The 17,589-nt window shown below is 66.3% G+C and carries 11 protein-coding genes and 1 pseudogene; 5 read left to right on the forward strand and 7 right to left on the reverse strand.

Annotated elements, in window-relative coordinates:
• The first annotated feature begins 209 nt into the window (after window positions 1–209).
• The 3 genes from E2F46_RS16490 (at window position 210) to E2F46_RS16500 (ending at window position 5,515) form a co-directional block, all read left to right on the forward strand.
• Window positions 210–1,286, forward strand: a complete 1,077-nt coding sequence (locus tag E2F46_RS16490) for a PQQ-dependent sugar dehydrogenase (RefSeq protein ID WP_243720495.1) — start codon at window positions 210–212, stop codon at window positions 1,284–1,286.
• 1,047 nt (window positions 1,287–2,333) lie between these two features.
• Window positions 2,334–4,271 carry a DEAD/DEAH box helicase gene (locus E2F46_RS16495; RefSeq protein WP_133323680.1) on the forward strand — a complete coding sequence of 646 codons (1,938 nt, stop codon included), beginning with the start codon at window positions 2,334–2,336 and terminating at the stop codon, window positions 4,269–4,271.
• 488 nt (window positions 4,272–4,759) lie between these two features.
• Complete coding sequence (locus E2F46_RS16500; RefSeq protein ID WP_133323681.1) at window positions 4,760–5,515, forward strand: type 1 glutamine amidotransferase; 756 nt, start codon at window positions 4,760–4,762, stop codon at window positions 5,513–5,515.
• 238 nt (window positions 5,516–5,753) lie between these two features.
• On the opposite strand, the gene lpxK is transcribed toward E2F46_RS16500, so the two are convergent.
• The 6 genes and pseudogenes from lpxK to E2F46_RS16530 all read right to left on the reverse strand — a co-directional run bounded on the left by lpxK (window position 5,754) and on the right by E2F46_RS16530 (window position 13,035).
• Window positions 5,754–6,764, reverse strand: a complete 1,011-nt coding sequence (gene lpxK / locus E2F46_RS16505) for a tetraacyldisaccharide 4'-kinase (protein WP_133323682.1) — start codon at window positions 6,762–6,764, stop codon at window positions 5,754–5,756.
• A complete protein-coding gene (gene msbA / locus E2F46_RS16510) occupies window positions 6,761–8,536 on the reverse strand; it encodes a lipid A export permease/ATP-binding protein MsbA (RefSeq protein ID WP_133323683.1) in 1,776 nt (591 codons plus the stop codon). Before msbA ends, lpxK begins: the two co-directional genes overlap by 4 nt.
• The gene (locus E2F46_RS16515; protein WP_133323684.1) at window positions 8,533–8,970 is read right to left on the reverse strand and encodes an ExbD/TolR family protein; all 438 of its coding nucleotides are present in this window, start codon (window positions 8,968–8,970) and stop codon (window positions 8,533–8,535) included. The genes msbA and E2F46_RS16515 overlap by 4 nt, the downstream gene beginning before the upstream one ends.
• Before the next feature lie 4 nt (window positions 8,971–8,974).
• A complete protein-coding gene (locus E2F46_RS16520) occupies window positions 8,975–9,628 on the reverse strand; it encodes a MotA/TolQ/ExbB proton channel family protein (protein WP_133323693.1) in 654 nt (217 codons plus the stop codon).
• Window positions 9,522–12,028, reverse strand: a pseudogene (locus tag E2F46_RS16525) (DNA internalization-related competence protein ComEC/Rec2); the annotation flags it as partial. The gene E2F46_RS16520 and the pseudogene E2F46_RS16525, both read right to left, overlap by 107 nt.
• On the reverse strand, window positions 12,025–13,035 hold the full coding sequence (locus E2F46_RS16530) for an integron integrase (protein WP_133323686.1): 1,011 nt from the start codon (window positions 13,033–13,035) through the stop codon (window positions 12,025–12,027). The pseudogene E2F46_RS16525 and the gene E2F46_RS16530, both read right to left, overlap by 4 nt.
• 471 nt (window positions 13,036–13,506) lie before the next feature.
• Here E2F46_RS16530 and E2F46_RS16535 point away from each other — a divergent pair, with 471 nt between their 5' ends.
• Both E2F46_RS16535 and E2F46_RS16545 read left to right on the forward strand, forming a co-directional pair.
• On the forward strand, window positions 13,507–13,797 hold the full coding sequence (locus E2F46_RS16535) for a hypothetical protein (RefSeq protein ID WP_133323687.1): 291 nt from the start codon (window positions 13,507–13,509) through the stop codon (window positions 13,795–13,797).
• Between the two features lie 2,214 nt (window positions 13,798–16,011).
• Entirely contained in the window at window positions 16,012–16,431 is a 420-nt protein-coding gene (locus E2F46_RS16545; RefSeq protein ID WP_133323688.1) for a hypothetical protein, read from the forward strand.
• Window positions 16,432–16,934: 503 nt separating this feature from the next.
• Here E2F46_RS16545 and E2F46_RS16550 read toward each other — a convergent pair.
• Window positions 16,935–17,589: IS30 family transposase (locus E2F46_RS16550; protein ID WP_133323689.1), on the reverse strand; the 655-nt coding region annotated here is incomplete at its 5' end.

Below are 17,589 nucleotides of genomic sequence, written 5' to 3' on the forward strand. Positions count from 1 at the left end.
TGTCGCTCCTGGCCTGTGCCTTGCCCCTGCTGGCCGCGTGCCAGATGCCTGCCGCCGGCAGCGAGGCGGCGCGCAAGGCGGCTGAATCCGAAGCCTGGCCCGCTACGGCAGCGCCCCTGGCGCAGTCCGCGGCACCGGCCAGCGCGCCGCCAACGGCCGACGCCCCGGTGCAGGCCGCCGCCACGCCGCAAAACACCACGCCGCCGCCGATGGCCGGCCCCGCGCCCGCGCGCCGCCTCCCCGACCCGCCCTTCGTGATGGCCACAGTGGCCACGCTGAACGAGCCGTGGGCGATGACGTTCCTGCCCGATGGCCGGCTGCTGGTCACGCTGAAGCCCGGCCAGCTGCGGCTGGTGAACGTGGCCAATGGCCAGGTGGGCACCATCGCCGGGGTGCCGTCGGTCGCCTATGGCGGCCAGGGCGGGCTGGGCGACGTGGTGCTGCATCCGCAGTTCGCCAGCAATCGCTACGTGTACCTCAGCTATGCCGAGTCCGGCAGCGGTGGCGTGGGCGCAGCGGTGGCGCGTGGGCGGCTGACGCTGGATGCCAGCGGCAACGGCGGCAGCCTCACCGACGTGCAGGTGCTGTGGCGGCAGATGCCCAAGGTGGGCGGCAACGGCCACTTCAGCCATCGCCTCGCCTTCGGTGCCGACAACAGGCTGTTCATCACCTCGGGCGACCGCCAGGTGATGACGCCCGCGCAGGACCTGGGTTCCAACCTCGGCAAGATCATCCGCCTCAACGACGACGGCAGCGTGCCCACCGACAATCCGTACGCCTCGCAGGGCGGCCTGGCCGCGCAGGTGTGGACCTGGGGCCACCGCAACCCGCTGGGCATCGCGTTCGACAGCATCGGCCGGCTGTGGAGCCACGAGATGGGCCCCGCGCATGGCGACGAGCTCAACCTGATCGAACGCGGCACCAACTACGGCTGGCCGCTGGTGTCCGAGGGCAACCATTACGACGGCACGCCGATCCCGAGCCACAACACGCGCCCGGAGTTCCGCGCGCCGGCCACCTACTGGGTGCCGACCATCGCGCCCGCGGGGTTCGTAATCTATTCCGGCGACATGTTCCCGTACTTCAAGCGCGACGGCTTCATCGGCGGACTCGCCTCGCAGGCGCTGATCCAGGTGCGCTTCGAGGGCAACACCGCACGCGAGTTCAAGCGCTACCCGATGACGCGCCGCATCCGCGAAGTGGAGCAAGGCCCCGACGGCGCGCTGTGGCTGCTGGAAGACGGCGGCAACTCGAGACTGTTGAAGCTGACGCCTGCGTTGCCCTGATTGCAACCGCGGTGTGTTGGCGGCGCGGCAGATGATTCAACCGGTTGGCGTGTGTGTTGCAAGCCGCACAAGCAGTTGAACGACGAAGTGTTTGAATGCGCGTGTGCGGCATGACTGCGTGCTTTTTGCGGCGCGTCATCGCGCCGACCGACGAACGGTCGGATTTTTTACGGGCGGCTAACGCGGGGTGCGATAGGCTGCAACCGTCGAAGAAAAAGCGGGAAGCGAAAGCCGAACGCAATCGCTTCGACAAGGAAGGTCCAGCCGGACGGGGCAACCCGCCAGACTGGGCCTTCTGCTTTTGGGGGACGCGAATTTTTTTGTGTGCGGGCATGCCGACGACCAACGCACGCCGTCATGTCCGCACAGGCGCACCGTTACCTGGGACGTTCTTGTGATGGTGCGACATGCACACGGCAATCCTGGACGGTTTGCGAGCTTGGCAATGGAGGGTTCGGTCTTCGGCATGGTGGTGGCGTAGCCATTCCGGCCGTCTCACTTCGCCGGCCCTGATCCGACCTGCGGGCACCTCGCTCTGCGCCCCGGCCCTGCGTAGCACGCAGGGCGTTCGGGCGGACGCGAGCCAGTGACTCGCAAGCAGTCCTCCTTCACCCCGGAGGGAGAAGGGACCAGTAGCCCCTCTCCCTCCGGGAGAGCGGTTGGGGTGAGGGGCGGCGAAGCGGTGATGGCTTGGATCGATGCATCCGTTCCGGGCCATTGGATGTGTTCCGGACGGCATCTCGCGCAGCCGGGCATGACGTTGCGCGACTGCATTGCACCTCCATTCCACCCTTCGTGGGCACCACACAGCCGCCGTTCCGGCAGGCGGGCCGCAAACGTGGGAAAATGCCGCCCCGTCCGCTCCGGACGGCCTGGCAGCACCCTCCAGCGCGACCGTCCCGGGATGTCACCGGTGCGCCCCGCCGTGTTGCCGGACTCTTCCAGCCCGTCGGGACCGGTCACTCGATCCCTTGCCGCCGGGCCTTTCCAAGGCAACTCCATCGGGCGCTGGCGTCCATTGCTTGCCGATCCACCGACTGAGCCGCCATGACCACTGATGCCACCCCCCGTTTCACCGATTTCGCCCTGCCCGAGCCGCTGCTGAAAGCGCTGGCCGACGTGGGCTACGAGTCGCCGTCGCCGATCCAGGCCGCCACCATCCCGCCGCTGATGGCCGGGCGCGACATGCTGGGCCAGGCCCAGACCGGCACCGGCAAGACCGCCGCCTTCGCCCTGCCCGCACTGGCCCGGCTGGACCCGGATGCAAAGAAGCCGCAGGTGCTGGTGCTGGCGCCCACGCGCGAGCTGGCCATCCAGGTGGCCGAGGCCTTCCAGAAGTACGCCACCCACCTGCCCGGCTTCCATGTGCTGCCGATCTACGGCGGCCAGGCCTACGGCGTGCAGCTGGGCGCGTTGAAGCGTGGCGTGCAGGTGGTGGTGGGCACCCCGGGGCGCGTGATCGACCACCTCGACCGCGGTTCGCTGGACCTGTCGGAACTGCGCACGCTGGTGCTGGACGAAGCCGACGAGATGCTGCGCATGGGCTTCATCGACGACGTGGAAGCGGTGCTGAAGAAGACCCCGGAGACGCGCCAGGTGGCGTTGTTCTCGGCGACGATGCCGGCGCAGATCAAGCGCATCGCGCAGACCTACCTGAAGGACCCGGTGGAGATTGCGATCAAGTCGCAGACCAGCACCGCGGCCAACATCCGCCAGCGGGTGTGGATGGTCAGCGGCACCAACAAGCTGGACGCATTGACCCGCATCCTGGAGGCCGAGGCCTTCGACGCGATGATCATCTTCGCGCGTACCAAGCTGGGCACCGCGGAACTCGCCGAAAAGCTGAGCGCACGCGGCTTCGCCGCCGCCGCGATCAACGGCGACCTCGACCAGAAGCAGCGCGAGAAGACCATCCAGTCGCTGAAGGATGGCCGCATCGACATCCTCGTCGCCACCGACGTGGCCGCGCGCGGACTGGACGTGGAGCGCATCAGCCACGTGCTGAACTACGACATCCCCTACGACACCGAAAGCTACGTGCACCGCATCGGCCGCACCGGCCGCGCCGGTCGCAGCGGCGAGGCGATCCTGTTCGCCGCCCCGCGCGAGCGCGGCATGCTGGGCGCGATCGAGCGCGCCACGCGGCAGAAGATCGAGCCGATGCAGCTGCCCAGCGTGGAAACGGTGAACGAGCGCCGCGTGGCGAAGTTCCTCGACCGCGTGACCGAGGCACTGGCGCATCCGGAGCTGGCGCTGTTCCGCGACCTGGTGGAACGCTACGAGCGCGAGCACAACGTGCCCGCCGCCGAGATCGCCGCGGCGCTGGCCAAGGTGGTCCAGGGCGACACGCCGCTGCTGCTGGCGGCCTCCGCCGACAAGCCGCGCAAGTTCGACCGCGACGAAGGCCGCGGCCCGCGCGAGCGGATGGAGCGTCGCGAGCAGGCCGGGGCCAGGGTCGACTTCCCACCGTCCCTCCGCGACCGCGCCGAACCGCAGCCGAAGAAGGCCCACGCCGACGCCGGCTTCCGCAAGCCCGCCGACGACACAGCCGCCGCGCCCCATTCGCGCGCGACCAATGCCGGCGAGACGATGTTCGCCGACGACCGCGGCCCGGTGCGCAAGCCGGCCAAGGCGCGCGACAGCGAGTACGCGATGGAAACCTTCCGCGTCGAGGTGGGCCATGTGCACGGCGTGCAGCCGGGCAACATCGTCGGCGCCATCGCCAACGAGGCCGACCTGGAAAGCAAGTACATCGGCCGCATCGACATCCGCGACGACTACAGCCTGGTCGACCTGCCCGAAGGCATGCCGCGCGAATTGCTGGAACACCTGAAGAAGGTGCGCGTGGGCGGCCAGCAGTTGCGCATGCGTCGCGCCGAAGACGCCGACACCGGCGCCCCGCCGCGCGGCAAGCGCCCGTTCGCCGGCAAGCCGCACGGCAAGGGCCCGCCGAAGGGCCGTCCGCCGGGCAAGCGACGTCCCTGAGCCGGGCGGCAGCGCAAGACATCGACAATCCCGTCATCCCCGCGCAGGCGGGGACCCAGGGACGTTGTCCTTGAAGACGATGCGCTGAATCGTCAGCCTTCAACGCTCGGTCGCCCCTCTCACCCCAGCCCCGCTCCGCGCCCGGCCCGTGCCAGCGGCACGGGCGCCATGGCGCGCAAACCGTGCGCCGTCGCCCCGGAGGGACAGAGGTTTCCTGGCCCTTCTCCCTCCGGGGTGAAGGAGGACTGCTTGCGAGCCACTGGCTCGCGTCCGCCTGAACGCCCTGCGTGCTACGCAGGGCCGGGGCGCAGAGCGAGGTGTCCGCAGGGCGGATGAGGGGCGGCGAAGCGGTGATGGCGCAGATCGTGGCGTCTGTCCCGCGCCATCGAATTCCTTCCGCACAGCAATGTGCGCGGGCGCTGACGACGAACGTGTGCAAGTGCGAAGCCCGCGAGCGGGATCGATCGAACCTCCCCTAGAATCCAGCCATGCCCCGCATCCTGGTCTTCCAGCACGTTGCCGCCGAACCGCTCGGCACGCTCGATCCGCTGATCCGCAGCCGCGGGCATCGCATCCGCTTCGTCAATTTCGAACGCGAGCCGGACGCGCAGCCGAACGTCGACCGCTACCAGGGCCTGGTGGTGCTGGGCGGGCCGATGAACGTCGAGGACCAGGCCCAGCGCCCACACCTGCGCACCGAACTGCGTGCGATCGAACGCATGCTGTCGCTGGGGCGGCCCGTGCTTGGCATCTGCCTGGGCGCGCAGTTGCTGGCGCACGCGCTGGGGGCACCGGTACGCCGCCACGTTGCGCCGGAGATCGGCTGGTATCCGCTGCGCACCACCGACGCCGGCCGCAGCGACGCGGTGCTGTCACCGCTGGGCGAACAGGCGCCCGTGTTCCAGTGGCATGGCCGCCATTTCGAAATCCCCGACACTGCCGTGCACCTCGCCCACAGCGATACCTGCGACCAGCAGGCCTTCCGCTGGGGCGACAATGCCTACGGCTTCCAGTTCCACCTGGAGATGGACCAGCCACTGATCGAACGCTGGCTGGCGAACCCGGGATATCGCGAGGAACTCGCCGCGCTGGCCGGCACGCAGGACGAGGCCCGCATCCGCGCCGACACCGCCCTGCACATCGCCGGCATGCAGGCGCGCGCCGACGCGGTGTTCAACAACTTCCTCGACCTGGTGGGCCGACCGAACCGCCGCATCGTGCTGCCGTCGCGGGAGTTCGGATAGCGCATCTGCCTGGCGCGTGCGGCTGGCGTGCAGGGCCTGCAACGCAGGCCTCGTGCATCTTGGCCGACCCCACCCCCACCTGCCGCGCGAGGGTTGGTGCCGACACGCATCAAGCCTGCGGCTAGCAGGCCTACAGGGCGTTGCACACCGCCTTTGCAAGGGTGACGGCCATGGGAAGTGCGAAGAAACATGCTTGCGTATCGATTGGTGAAAGCACAATCGCCCAGCCGCACCGCTCCTACTGGGTGCGCGGGCATGCCGACAGCCTGTCCAGCAACGCCACCCAGAACGCCTCGGGCAGCTGCGCGTCGATCCCCACGCTGAAATGCCGCGCCGTTGCAAACGCGGCGCACTTCACCGCATCCTTCTCGGTCATCAGCACCGGCAAATCGCTGCCGAAGGCCAGGTCGCCCGCCACGTAACGGTGATGGTCCGGGAACGCGTGCGGCACCACGCCGATGCCAAGCCCACGCAGCATCGTGAAAAAGCGCTCCGGATCACCGATGCCTGCAACCGCATGCACGCGCTGGCCGGTGAACGCGGCCAGCGACTGCGGGCGGCCGCCGTGCAGGGGACGCGCCTGCGTGGCGTGAAGCCGCATCGGCCACTCGCCGAAGCCGGGCTCCACACCGTTCGCACTACCAACGTTGAGCACGCGGAAGTCGCAGCGCGCACCGCGTTCGACCGGCTCGCGCAGCGGCCCGGCCGGCAGCAGGCGGCCGTTGCCGTAGCGACGCACGCCATCGACGACCTCGATCTCGACATCGCGCTGCAGGCGATAGTGCTGCAGGCCGTCGTCGCAAACCACGATGTCGCAGCCTTCGGCGACCAAGGCGCGCGCCGCGGCCACGCGGTCGGCATCCACGCGCACGTTTGCATGGGTGCGCAGCGCGATCAGCACCGGCTCGTCGCCGCCCAGCCGTGGATCGGTCGAGGGCTCCACCCAGCGCCCCTGCCCGGCGTCGTCGCGGCCATGGCCACGACTGGCGACCCCCGGGGTCCAGCCGGCGGCGCGCAGGCGCTCGACCAGCGCGATCACGAGCGGGGTCTTGCCGCTGCCACCGGCGATCAGGTTGCCAACCACCAGCACCGGCACCGGCACGCGCTGGCTGCGCAACAGGTGCTTGCGATACAGCGCACGGCGGAGTGCGATGGCGCCGCCGTACAGCGACGCCAGTGCGCGCGCAGGCAGCGGTGGCGCGCGATCGCCGAACCACCAAGCCGGGGGGGTGCCCCGATGGCCGCTCACGCGCCCTGCTCGCGGAACTGCATGCCATGCAGGTGCGCATACAGGCCGTCCTGCCGCAGCAGTTCGGCGTGCGTGCCCTGTTCGACCAGCCGACCGTGGTCCAGCACCAGCACCTGGTCGGCATGCTCGATGGTGGACAGGCGATGGGCGATGACCAGCGTGGTGCGGTCGGGCATCAGCCGCGTCAGCGCGTCCTGCACCAGGCGTTCCGATTCGGTATCCAGCGCAGCGGTGGCTTCATCCAGGATCAGCACCGGCGCATCGCGCAGGATGGCGCGCGCAATCGCCAGACGCTGCCGCTGCCCACCCGACAGCAGCGCACCGTTCTCGCCGACCGGGGTGGCGATGCCCAACGGAAGGCGTTCGATGAACTCCCACGCATTCGCGGCTTCGGCCGCGGCGCGCAGCGTGTCGGGGTCGGCATCGCTGGCATAGGCGATGTTGGCGGCGATGCTGTCGTCGAACAGCATCACCCGCTGCCCGACCAGCGCGATCTGCCGGCGCAGGTCGGCCAACCGGTAGTCGTCGAGCGGCTTGCCGTCGAGCGAGATGCGGCCCGATGTGGGCTCGTAGAAGCGCGGCACCAGCCGGACCAGGCTGGTCTTGCCGCTGCCCGAGCGTCCGACGATCGCGGTCACCGTGCCCGGCCGCGCGGTGAAGCTGATGTCCTGCAGCGCGATGTGCTGGTCGTCCTCGCCGTAGCGCAATGACACCTTGTCGAACACCAGTTCTCCGCGCGAACGCGCCAGCACGGTAGTGCCGGTGTCGCGCTCCTCTTCGGCATCGAGCACGGCGAACAGGCGCTCGGCTGCCGCCACGCCCCGTCCGATCACGCTCTGCACGTTGGTGATGCGACGCAACGACGGCACGATGCCCATCATCGAGGTCATCAGCAGCATGAACTGGCCGGGATTGAGCTGCCCGGCCAGCGATTCACGGATGGCCACCCACACGATCGCCGCCAGCGCCAGCGCCGCGAGGATCTGCACCAGCGCCGACGCCACCGCGCGCGTGGTCTCCACCTTCATGTTCAGTCGCAGGATGCGATTGGCGAAGGTGGCGTAGCGGTGGCTTTCGAATGCCTGCGCGCCGTACACCTTCACGTCCTGCTGCGCGGCCAGCGACTGCTCCGCGCTGGAGGCCAGGTCGCCCATGCCGTCCTGGATGCCATGGCTGATGCGACGGTAGCGCCGCCCCACGTACCAGACCAGCACGCCGATCAACGGCGCGATCAGCACCATCGCCAGCGTCACCTTGATGCTGGTGTACAGCATCAGTCCGAACAGGCCGATGATGGTCAGGCCGTCGGTGACCAGCGTCTTCAGCGCGTCGGAGCTGGCCTGGGTGACCTGTTCGGTGTCGAAGTTGAGCCGGCTCACCATCACCGGCACCGCTTCCTCGTCGAAGCGCGCACTCGGCAGGCGCAGGTACTTGCCCAGCACCAGCTCGCGCAGGTCGCGCACCACGCTGCGGCCGGTGCGCGCCATGCCGTAGTCGGTGACGAAGGTGGCGATGCCGCGCACCACGAAGATGCCCACGATCGCCAGCGGCAGGACCACCGCCATGCCCGGCTGCGGGTCGACGAAGCCGTCGTTGGTCAGCGGTTCCATCAGCTTGGCGAAGGCCACGCCGGCCACCGCCTCGACCACCATCGCCACCATCGCCAGCGCCAGGAACGGCCAGTAGGCCATGGCGTGGCCCAACAGGCGCCGGTAGATCGGCCATGCACCCGCCTCGCCGATGCGCACGTCTTGCTTGCGCGCTTCAGTCATGGAGCGACGGCCGCCGCGGGTTGTTCGGGCGCCGTGGCATTGGCGATGCGGGTAAAGCCCAGCTGCCCCAGTGCGTCGTACGCGGTTACCACGGCCTGCCACGGCGTGCGCGCGTCGGCGCGCAGCAGAACGGTGCGGTCGCGGTCGTCGCCGGCCACTTCCACCAGCGTGCGCTTGAGCGACTCCACGTCGGTGCGCAGCGCCTCGCGGTCCTCGACGAAGTAACGGCCGTCGGCGTTGATCAGCAGGCTCAGCGAATTCGACTGCGCCTCGTTGCGCTCGCCCGTCGCGCGCGGCAGTTCCAGCTTCAGCACCGAGCGTGCGTCGAAGGTGGTGGTGATGACGAAGAAGATGATCAGCACCAGGATGACGTCGATCAACGGCACCAGGTTGATCTCGGGCACGTCCTCGGCGCGACGGTCGCGGATACGCATTCGCTCAGCCCTGGCGCTCGAGGCCGGCATCGGCCACGGCCGCCGCGGCACGACGGGCACGCGGGTCGATGGCGTCCATCAGCTGGATGGCCTCGCTTTCCATCTCGACGATGTAGCCGTCGATGCGTCCTCGGAAATAGCGATGGAAGATCAGCGCCGGCACAGCCACGATCATGCCCGCCGCCGCGCACACCAGCGCCTTGCCGATGCCCCCGGCCAGCTGGTTGACGTCGCCCACGCCATGTTCCATCACGCCCAGGAACATCTGGATCATGCCGACCACGGTACCGAACAGGCCCAGCAGCGGGCCCGCGCCGGCGATGGTGCCCAGCGCATTGAGGAAACGCTCCATGCGGTGCGCGATATGGCGACCCACGTCCTCGACGCGTTCGCGGATCTCCTCGCGCGGGCGGTTGCGCACGTCCAGCGCGGACGCCAGCAAGGCACCCAGCGGTGAGTTACGGCGCAGCGATTCGATGTGCACCGGGTCCAGCTTGCCGCGCGATGCCCAGGCACGCACTTCCTGGCCCAGGCCCGGCGGCAGCACGGCCTTGCGGCGTAGCGCCCAGAAGCGTTCGACCACGATCGCCAGGCCCACGGCGGACAGCAGCAGCAGCGGAATCATCGGCCAGCCGCCCGCCTTCACCAGTTCCAGCACACGCACCCCTTCGGCCCGTCGGCCCGCTCAATCCGGGCGATAGGATACCCCGCCCGCCTCGACCTGCAGCCGCGCTTGCCGGTGCGCCGCGTCCCACGGGCGGCGGTGGGTCTGGCGGCGCGCGTCGATGCGAACGCCGTCACGCTGCAAGCGGATGCGCAGCGCCCCACCCTCGGCCGTGGAAGGCACCTCGGCGCCCGCCACCTGCCAGCGCTGCAATATGTCCGGGTGCGGATGGCCAAAGCGATTGCCGTAGCCCGCCGAAACCACCGCGTGGGAGGCACCGGTGGCGGCGATGAAGCGTGCATCCGATGAATGCCGGCTGCCATGGTGCGCCATCAACACCACGTCGGCACGCACGGCATCGGGCTGGTTGCGCGCCAGCGTGCGCTCGACCACTTCGCCGATATCGCCAGGCAGCAGTACCACGCCATGTTCCCCTGCCACGCGCAGTACGCAGCTGGCCTCGTTGCGGAACGGCGGGAAATGCACGTCGGGGTGCAGGAACTCGAAGCGCACGCCATCCATCGTCCAGGCCGATCCCGCCAGGCACGGCGCGGTCCCGGCCATCGCCGCTTCCAGCGGCGCGAACGCCACGGCCACCGGGAACCGCCGCCGTACCGCATCGTAGCCACCGACGTGGTCGGCATCGGCATGGCTGACCACCGCCACGTCCAGCCGACGCACGCCCAGCGCATGCAGCGCGGGCGACACCACCTGTTCGCCGGCGTCGAACCCATGCGGCATCGCCGGCCCCATGTCGTACAGCAGCGCATGTCGCGCCGTGCGCACCAGCACCGACAGCCCCTGCCCCACGTCGAACACCATCACCTCCACCTCGCCATGGCGCGGCAGCTGCCGGTCCGGCCACAGCAACGGCAACAGCAGCAGCACCGCCAGCGACTTGCCCGGCACGCCACGCGGCAGCATCAGCCAGAACGCCCCCAGCAGTGCCAGCGGCAGCGCGAACCAGCGCGCCTCGGGCAGCCACCACAGCGCGAACGGACTGGTGCCCATCCACGCGAACAGCCGCCAGCTGGGATCGAAACACCATGCCGCCGCGCGCCACGCCGCATCGCCCCAGCCCACGTGCAAGGCTTCCAGCGCAGTGCCGATCAACGACAGCGGTACCACCACCAGGCTCCACCACGGAATCGCCACCAGGTTGGCCAGCGGCCCGGCCACCGAGGCCTGGCCGAACAGGATGGCCGTCAGCGGCAGCAGCCCCAGCGTCGCCACGCCCTGCGCGGTGAGGAAGCCGCGCACCACAGGCACGGAAGTCGCCCGCGGCAGGCACCACACCAGCCATGCCACGCCCGCGAAACTCAGCCAGAACCCCGCGCCCAGCACCGACAGCGGATCGACCAGCAGGATGGCGATGGCCGCCATCGCCAGCGCATCGGCCACGCTGGCGTGGCTGCGCCACAGCCGGGCCAGGGCGACCACGCCGATCATCAACACCGTGCGCACGGTGGGCAGTTCGAACCCGGCCACCGCCGCATAGCCCAGCCCGCCCACGAAGGCCACCAGCGCCGCCGCCTGCGGACGCGGCATCCGGCGCGCCAGCCCGGGCAGCAGCCACCACACGCCCGCCGCCAGCAGCGCAAAGAACCCCGCCGCCAGACCGACATGGAACCCGGAGATCGCGATCAGGTGCGTCAGGCCGGTGGCGCGCAGGGTTTCCCAGTCGGCATCGGTCAGGGCGCGCGTATCGCCGATGGCCAGGGCGCGCACGTAGCGCGACGAATCCTGCGGAATGGCGGCCTCGATCCGCATCGCCACGTCGTGTCGCCAGCCATCGATGCCGCCGGCATCGGACAATCGCTGCACGGGTTCGGCAGCGCGCAAATAGCCGATCGCCGCGATGCGATGCGCCAGCGCGTGCTTCTCGGCATCGAACCAGCCCGGGTTGCGCAAGCCGCGCGGCGCCCGCACCCGCGCCGTGAACCGCCACTCGCTGCCTGGCGCGATGGCGAAGCGGCGTTCGTCCACTGCGCCCCAGCCGTCGTACCACGACAGCCGCAGCTTTCGGCCGCGCAGGAACGCGGGCATGTCATCGCTGCGCGCCACGCGGAACTCGAAGCGCGTGCGCGTGGCTTCGTGCTCGGGCAGGCCGATCACCTGTCCGGCCAGCGCGATGTCACTGCGTTCTTGCGCCAATGGCAGGCGCAGCGACATTGCGTGGCTGCCATGCAGACCACACAGGCCGAATCCCGCCAGCAGCGCCCCGGCCACGCGCACGCGGCCCGGCCGCCACCACAGCAGCAACCCGGCCAGCAGCACCGCTGCGGACAGCACCCAATGCGGCCAGGCGGGCAACCGCAGCGCAGCCGTCGTTCCGAGCGCCAACGAAGCCGCCACGGCGATCCCCACTGGCGGCGTCCGTGCAGCCGCAGTCATCGTGCGCGGTCCAGCGGACTCAACACGCCAGAGCCGCCGCGGTTGAGCACGTGCACATAGATCTGCGTGGTGGTCACATCCTTATGGCCCAGCAGTTCCTGCACCGTGCGGATGTCGTAGCCGGATTCGATCAAATGCGTAGCAAATGAGTGCCGCAACGTATGCGCCGACACCGGCTTGACGATGCCCGTCAGCCGGCAGGCCGCCTTCAACGACCGCGACAGCACCGCCTCGTCGACATGGTGCCGACGCTCGCAACCATCGCGCGGGTCCACACTGCGGCGCTTCGCCGGAAACACGTACTGCCAACCCAGCTCACGCGCGGCATTGGGATACTTCCGCGCCAGGGCATGCGGCAACCAGGCCTCGCCGAAACCGTCGGCAACATCCTGTGCATGCCATGTACGGGACCGCTCGATCTCGGCCCGCAGATGCGGCACCAGCGACGCCGGCAGCACCGTGCGCCGATCCTTGGCACCCTTGCCCTCGCGCACCGTGATCTCGTTGCGTGCGAAGTCCACATCCTTGATGCGCAGGCGGACGCCTTCCATCAACCGCATGCCCGTCCCATACAGCAGGCTCGCCAGCAGCCACGTCCGGCCTTCCATTGCCGCCAGCAACCGGCGCACCTCATCCTGCGACAGCACCACCGGCACCTTCGCCGGCCGCTTCGCACGGATCACATCCTCCATCCACGGGAGCGCCTGCTGCAGCACCTCGCGGTACAGGAACAAAATGGCCGCCAACGCCTGGTTCTGCGTACTGCCCGCCACCTTGTCGCGAACCGCGAGCGTGGTCAGGAACGCCTCGACCTCCGGCCCGCCCAACTCCCGCGGATGGCGCTTGTCATTGGCCAGGATGAAGCGCCGGACCCAACCCACATAAGCCCGCTCGGTGCGCAAGCTGTATCGCTTTGCCCGCAGCTTGTGCCGAACCTGATCCAGCAACCGCGCCGGACGCTTCCCCTCTGCATCCGTTACCGCCCCGTTCCGTGGGTGATAAGACATACCGCCTCACTCCGTGAGATGCGTATGTCGATCATCGGCCGCCAGAAGCCAATTCGGAATCAGCCAAAGCGTTGAATCGTCGTCAGATTTCCCTGATTGACAGTAAAAACCAGCGGCTGAATACTCCTTGCTATGAGCCCTCTACGGGGGGCAATCAGTAGTTAGGCCGCATGAAAGACACATCGGATGTGACTCCTCGGCTGGATCTTTTCGCACGAGCAATCTGTGTTGCATCGGGCGCTGTGCTTGCGGTGATTTCATGGCTGGCGTACAGCGGCGGCGGCCCGGCTTTTGCATACTGGTTCTGTGGGCTTGGAGCAATTTTCTTGCTTACCGCTGGAACTTTCGGGCCACGAAGCTTACGCGTAGGATTGGTCACATGGCTGCCCTGGGTCTAGTGCCACTGCGGCCTAACAATTCATTCAAGCCGACGCCGCTTCGCGGCGCGGCTTAATTCAGGCGTTAGGGCGCATGAGCAAGCAATTTCGGCTACCAAAGTTTTGGATACTAGCGCTGGCTCAACTAGCGCTTGCTGTTGCTATTGCGTGCATCTGGTTCTACTTTCGGACAGAGGCCTTTTTGGCCGGCGCTCCAAGCGGCGACCTATATGCCAACAACTGGGGCTTCCAGCTCATCGCCTTTGTTGTGGTCTGGCTGCCCGGTGTACTTCTGATAACTGGCATTCTGCTTGCCATTGAGCATCAAGCGCTCAAGCCATATTACTTGGCACAACAAACGGAGAGTGCGCGACATGCACCCTAACAATTCATTCAAGCCGACGCCGCTTCGCGGCGCGGCTTAATTCAAGCGTTATGCGGTGGTGGAGCAAGGGAATTTGCGTCGGTGAGCTTCGGTAGCACTTTCGCTGTGTTCCGCACGGGCTCCGGGCCGCACGCGTTGCTCTCGCCGCTACCGGGTACTTCCCGGCTTCGCCAAAGCGCAATTCACTGCCGTAGCGCAATCATCTTCGGCGGGCTTCGGTCAGTCCATGCCCGACAGTCTTTCGGGCAAGCCTGCACCGGCGACCTGTGGCATGCTTGGCTTGGCACGCGGTGTCGTGGTTTCGGGCTCGGTTTCATCCCGGTATCCGGGCCACCATCGCATAACAATTCGTTCAAGCCGATGCCGCTTCGCGGCACGGCTTAACTCAGGCGTTATGCGGCTGTGGAGCGTTGTACCAAGTAGTGTCGTCGCAACGGATTGACTGACATGCTGCCAGCTTCCTGTTCTGCCACTACTGCTCGCTTCTCGCCCTTCGGCAAGTCGCCTTGCCCTGTTGTGTGGGTGCGCCCTGGTGTCGTGGGCTTTGCTTCGGTTGTTTCGTCCGGTCGGTTGGGCGTGCCGGTTGGTTCCACAACCCATCACGACTACTGGCGGCACGCCATCGGCTTCGGGTCGCGGGCAGGTCGTCGGGGTGCGCCCGTGCTAACCGGCTTTCGGACGGGACAAGCGGCTTCGGCAGGTGGCCGGCGTGCGCTCCCGCGCCCAGTCGTCTGGCTTTCTGGTACTTTGCCGCATAACAGTTCATTCAAGCCGACGCCGCTTCGCGGCGCGGCTTAATTCAGGCGTTATGCGGTGGTGGAGCAAAGGCAGTCGCGTCGGTGAGCTTCGGAAGCACTTTCGCTGCGTTCCGCACGGGCTGCGGGCCGCATGCATCGCCCTCGCCGCTATCGGCCATATCTCATCTTCGCCAAAGCGCCATTCACTGTCGTAGCGCAATCATCTCCGGCGGGCTTCGGCCAGCCCATGCCAGACGGCCTTTCGGGCAAGCCTGCCCCGGCGACCTGTGGCATGCTTGGTCTGGCAGGCGGTGTCGTGGTTTCGGGCTCGGCTTCACCCCCGCATCCGGGCCACCATCGCATAACAATTCATTCAAGCCGAACCCGCTTCGCGGGTCGGCTTAATTCAGGCGTTAGGCCGCAGATGGCAGAAGTCACAATCTTTGGTTGGCAGCCCGGCATTCAAGTAGTGTCATGCATCGAGGCATTGCACAAGCACAGCGCTCTTTCGCTCAAGGCGTCTGCTGTCGTCATGGAGAGTGTTCTTGGCGGCACACCTCAAACCGTACCTGTCGCCACGCAATCGGAAGCAACTGATCTTTCGGATACTCTTGTAGGGCTGGGGGCGCTGGCACATGCGGCGTCAGCGGCCTAACAATTCATTCAAGCCGACGCCGCTTCGCGGCGCGGCTTAATTCAGGCGTTAGGGGGCTGGTGTGAGGTGCTTGTGGCTCATGCTATTCGCAGCAGTTCTTGTCACTTCCGGATGCACGTCGCGTCCAACGGTAGATGCTGCGCAATGCAAGGCCCATGGTGGCAATGTTCAAGGTGTCGGGATGTTCGCAACACCGGCATGTGTCGTACCGTACGCGGACGCCGACAAGGCATGTTCGGACAAGTCGGACTGCTTTGGCATATGCAAGGCCGCTCCGGATGCGGTCATCGGAGCTTTGGCCACTGGCACGTGCCAGCGCAACACGCATGACGTTTACGGGTGCTACAACGAGGTTAAGGCTGGGGTCGTTGTCGGTGGCATGTGCTGGGACTAGTCGTGACGCCCCCTAACAATTCATTCAAGCCGATGCCGCTTCGCGGCACGGCTTAATTCAGGCGTTAGACCGTATGGACACAAACGTTTCGCCTTCAAGTTCCAAGTACAACTGGCTTTGGCTTGTCTTTGGCACGGCATTCGGTGCCCCTATGTTTGCTCGGGGCCTAGAAGCCGGCATAACTCATAGGTGGCTTTGGGGCTTGGGCTTCATGCTGTTGGCTACGTTTGCTTTCCATCACCCGCTTGGTCAGAAATTTAGCCACATCCCATCCATGACACCCATCAAGAAGCTTGCGCTCTTTCTCGGTGCAGTTGGAGCCGTCTTATGCATGCTGGCGGCAGTACTCGCCATCCGGTGATACGGTCTAACAATTCATTCAAGCCGACGCCGCTTCGCGGCGCGGCTTAATTCAGGCGTTAGGCACCATGAAAGATCTCCTCTCAGTCGCAGTAGCTTCGTTGGTTGTCTCTGCACTATTGCCCTCTGCCATCGAGCGAGATGTGGTCTCACCAGTTGTTTTCGTCGTTTACTTCTTTCCAGTTGTATTTCTCTTGGCCGCGGCAATCTGCCTGCCATTTTATAAGTGGCTGTCGCTATCCAGCCGTAATAGAATTGCCTATACGGCTCCTTTTAATTTTCTAGTTTCCTCCGTTTCATTTGCGGCAATTTCTTGGCTTAGCAAGCCAGATTTCTCACAAGTTGGCGCTGCAATACTTGTTCAAGGCGGCTCCTATACAGCGTCCGGGGCTCTGCAAATGACGCAGCAATCATTTGCAGTTGGCCTAACGGCTGTAATTGGCACTTGCGTCTTCCACATGCTCCACAAGAGGCTCGCTGGTGCCTAACAATTCATTCAAGCCGACGCCGCTTCGCGGCGCGGCTTAATTCAGGCGTTAGGCCTACATGAAACATTTCTGGCACATAGCGTTACTACTCCTCTCCGCTTCGGCTTACGCCGGCTCGCAGCCGGATTCTTGGCTCCATAGTTGGCCCCAAGGCGCAACCGGCCAAGACGTCCCACCTGACCATATCACTGAGATTCCGCACTCTCTGTTCGGATATGCGGAGGACCTGCTCAAGAACGAGCCATATTTCCACATTGGAGACGGATACTTCCCGGGCTTTAGCTACGCTTGTCCAAATGGTACAAGCGCATACTTAGTTCGCGCGCTCTACGAACGTCCCACCAACGGTACTTTCAATGTTAAACAGCTGGGGCATGATCTTCTGGTTCGGCACTACGCGTTGGGACCAAAGTCGGTCTCGCACCGCTCTGCTCTGGTTGTTTGCCTTAGCTTTGAGCCGAAGCAAGTCTATGTGGCCACAGGCGGTGCGCTGTAGGGGTGAATTAACACGCGAAGTGCAACACCCCAAGTAGTTCTTCAAGTCGCTCGATCGGGGTCTTGTAGTCATAGCGTTTCCTGGGCCTGTGGTTGAGCTTGTGTGCGACGGCGTCGCAGTGGCCTTGCCGTACTTTGGCAAGGCTTCTTCGTTTAGGAAAGTACTGCCGTAGCAAGCCGTTGAAATTCTCGTTGCTGCCACGCTGCCACGGGCGGTGCGGGTACGCGAAGTAGCAACGGATGCCGGCGGCTTGCTCGAGTTCCTTGTAGCCGTGGAATTCGGTGCCGTTGTCCCAGGTGATGGTCTTGAACGGCAGGTCGCTTTCGCGGATCAGCTTCAGCGCAGCCCGGTTCACTGCAGTCGTCGTCCGGTGTGGCAGCTTCGCGACCAGGGCCAAGCCAGTGCTGCGCTCGACCAAGGTCAGGAGGCAGTCACGCTCGGTGACCGAGCCCATGACGGTATCTCCCTCCCAATGACCTACTTCGCCGCGGGTCTCAACCGTCTCGGGTCGAGTGTCGATCATGGGCTTGCCTTGCAGGCGGCTGTAATGACCCAGTGATTTCCTGCTCAGGTGTAACCTTTCCAAGGAGGCACAGATGAGCGCGGTAATGGAAGAAGAGATTAAGCGTTGGACGGCACGTCGGAAGTCGGCGTTGGTGCTG

The sequence above is a fragment of the Luteimonas aestuarii genome (assembly GCF_004357985.1).
GTDB classification, from domain to species: Bacteria; Pseudomonadota; Gammaproteobacteria; order Xanthomonadales; family Xanthomonadaceae; genus Luteimonas; species Luteimonas aestuarii.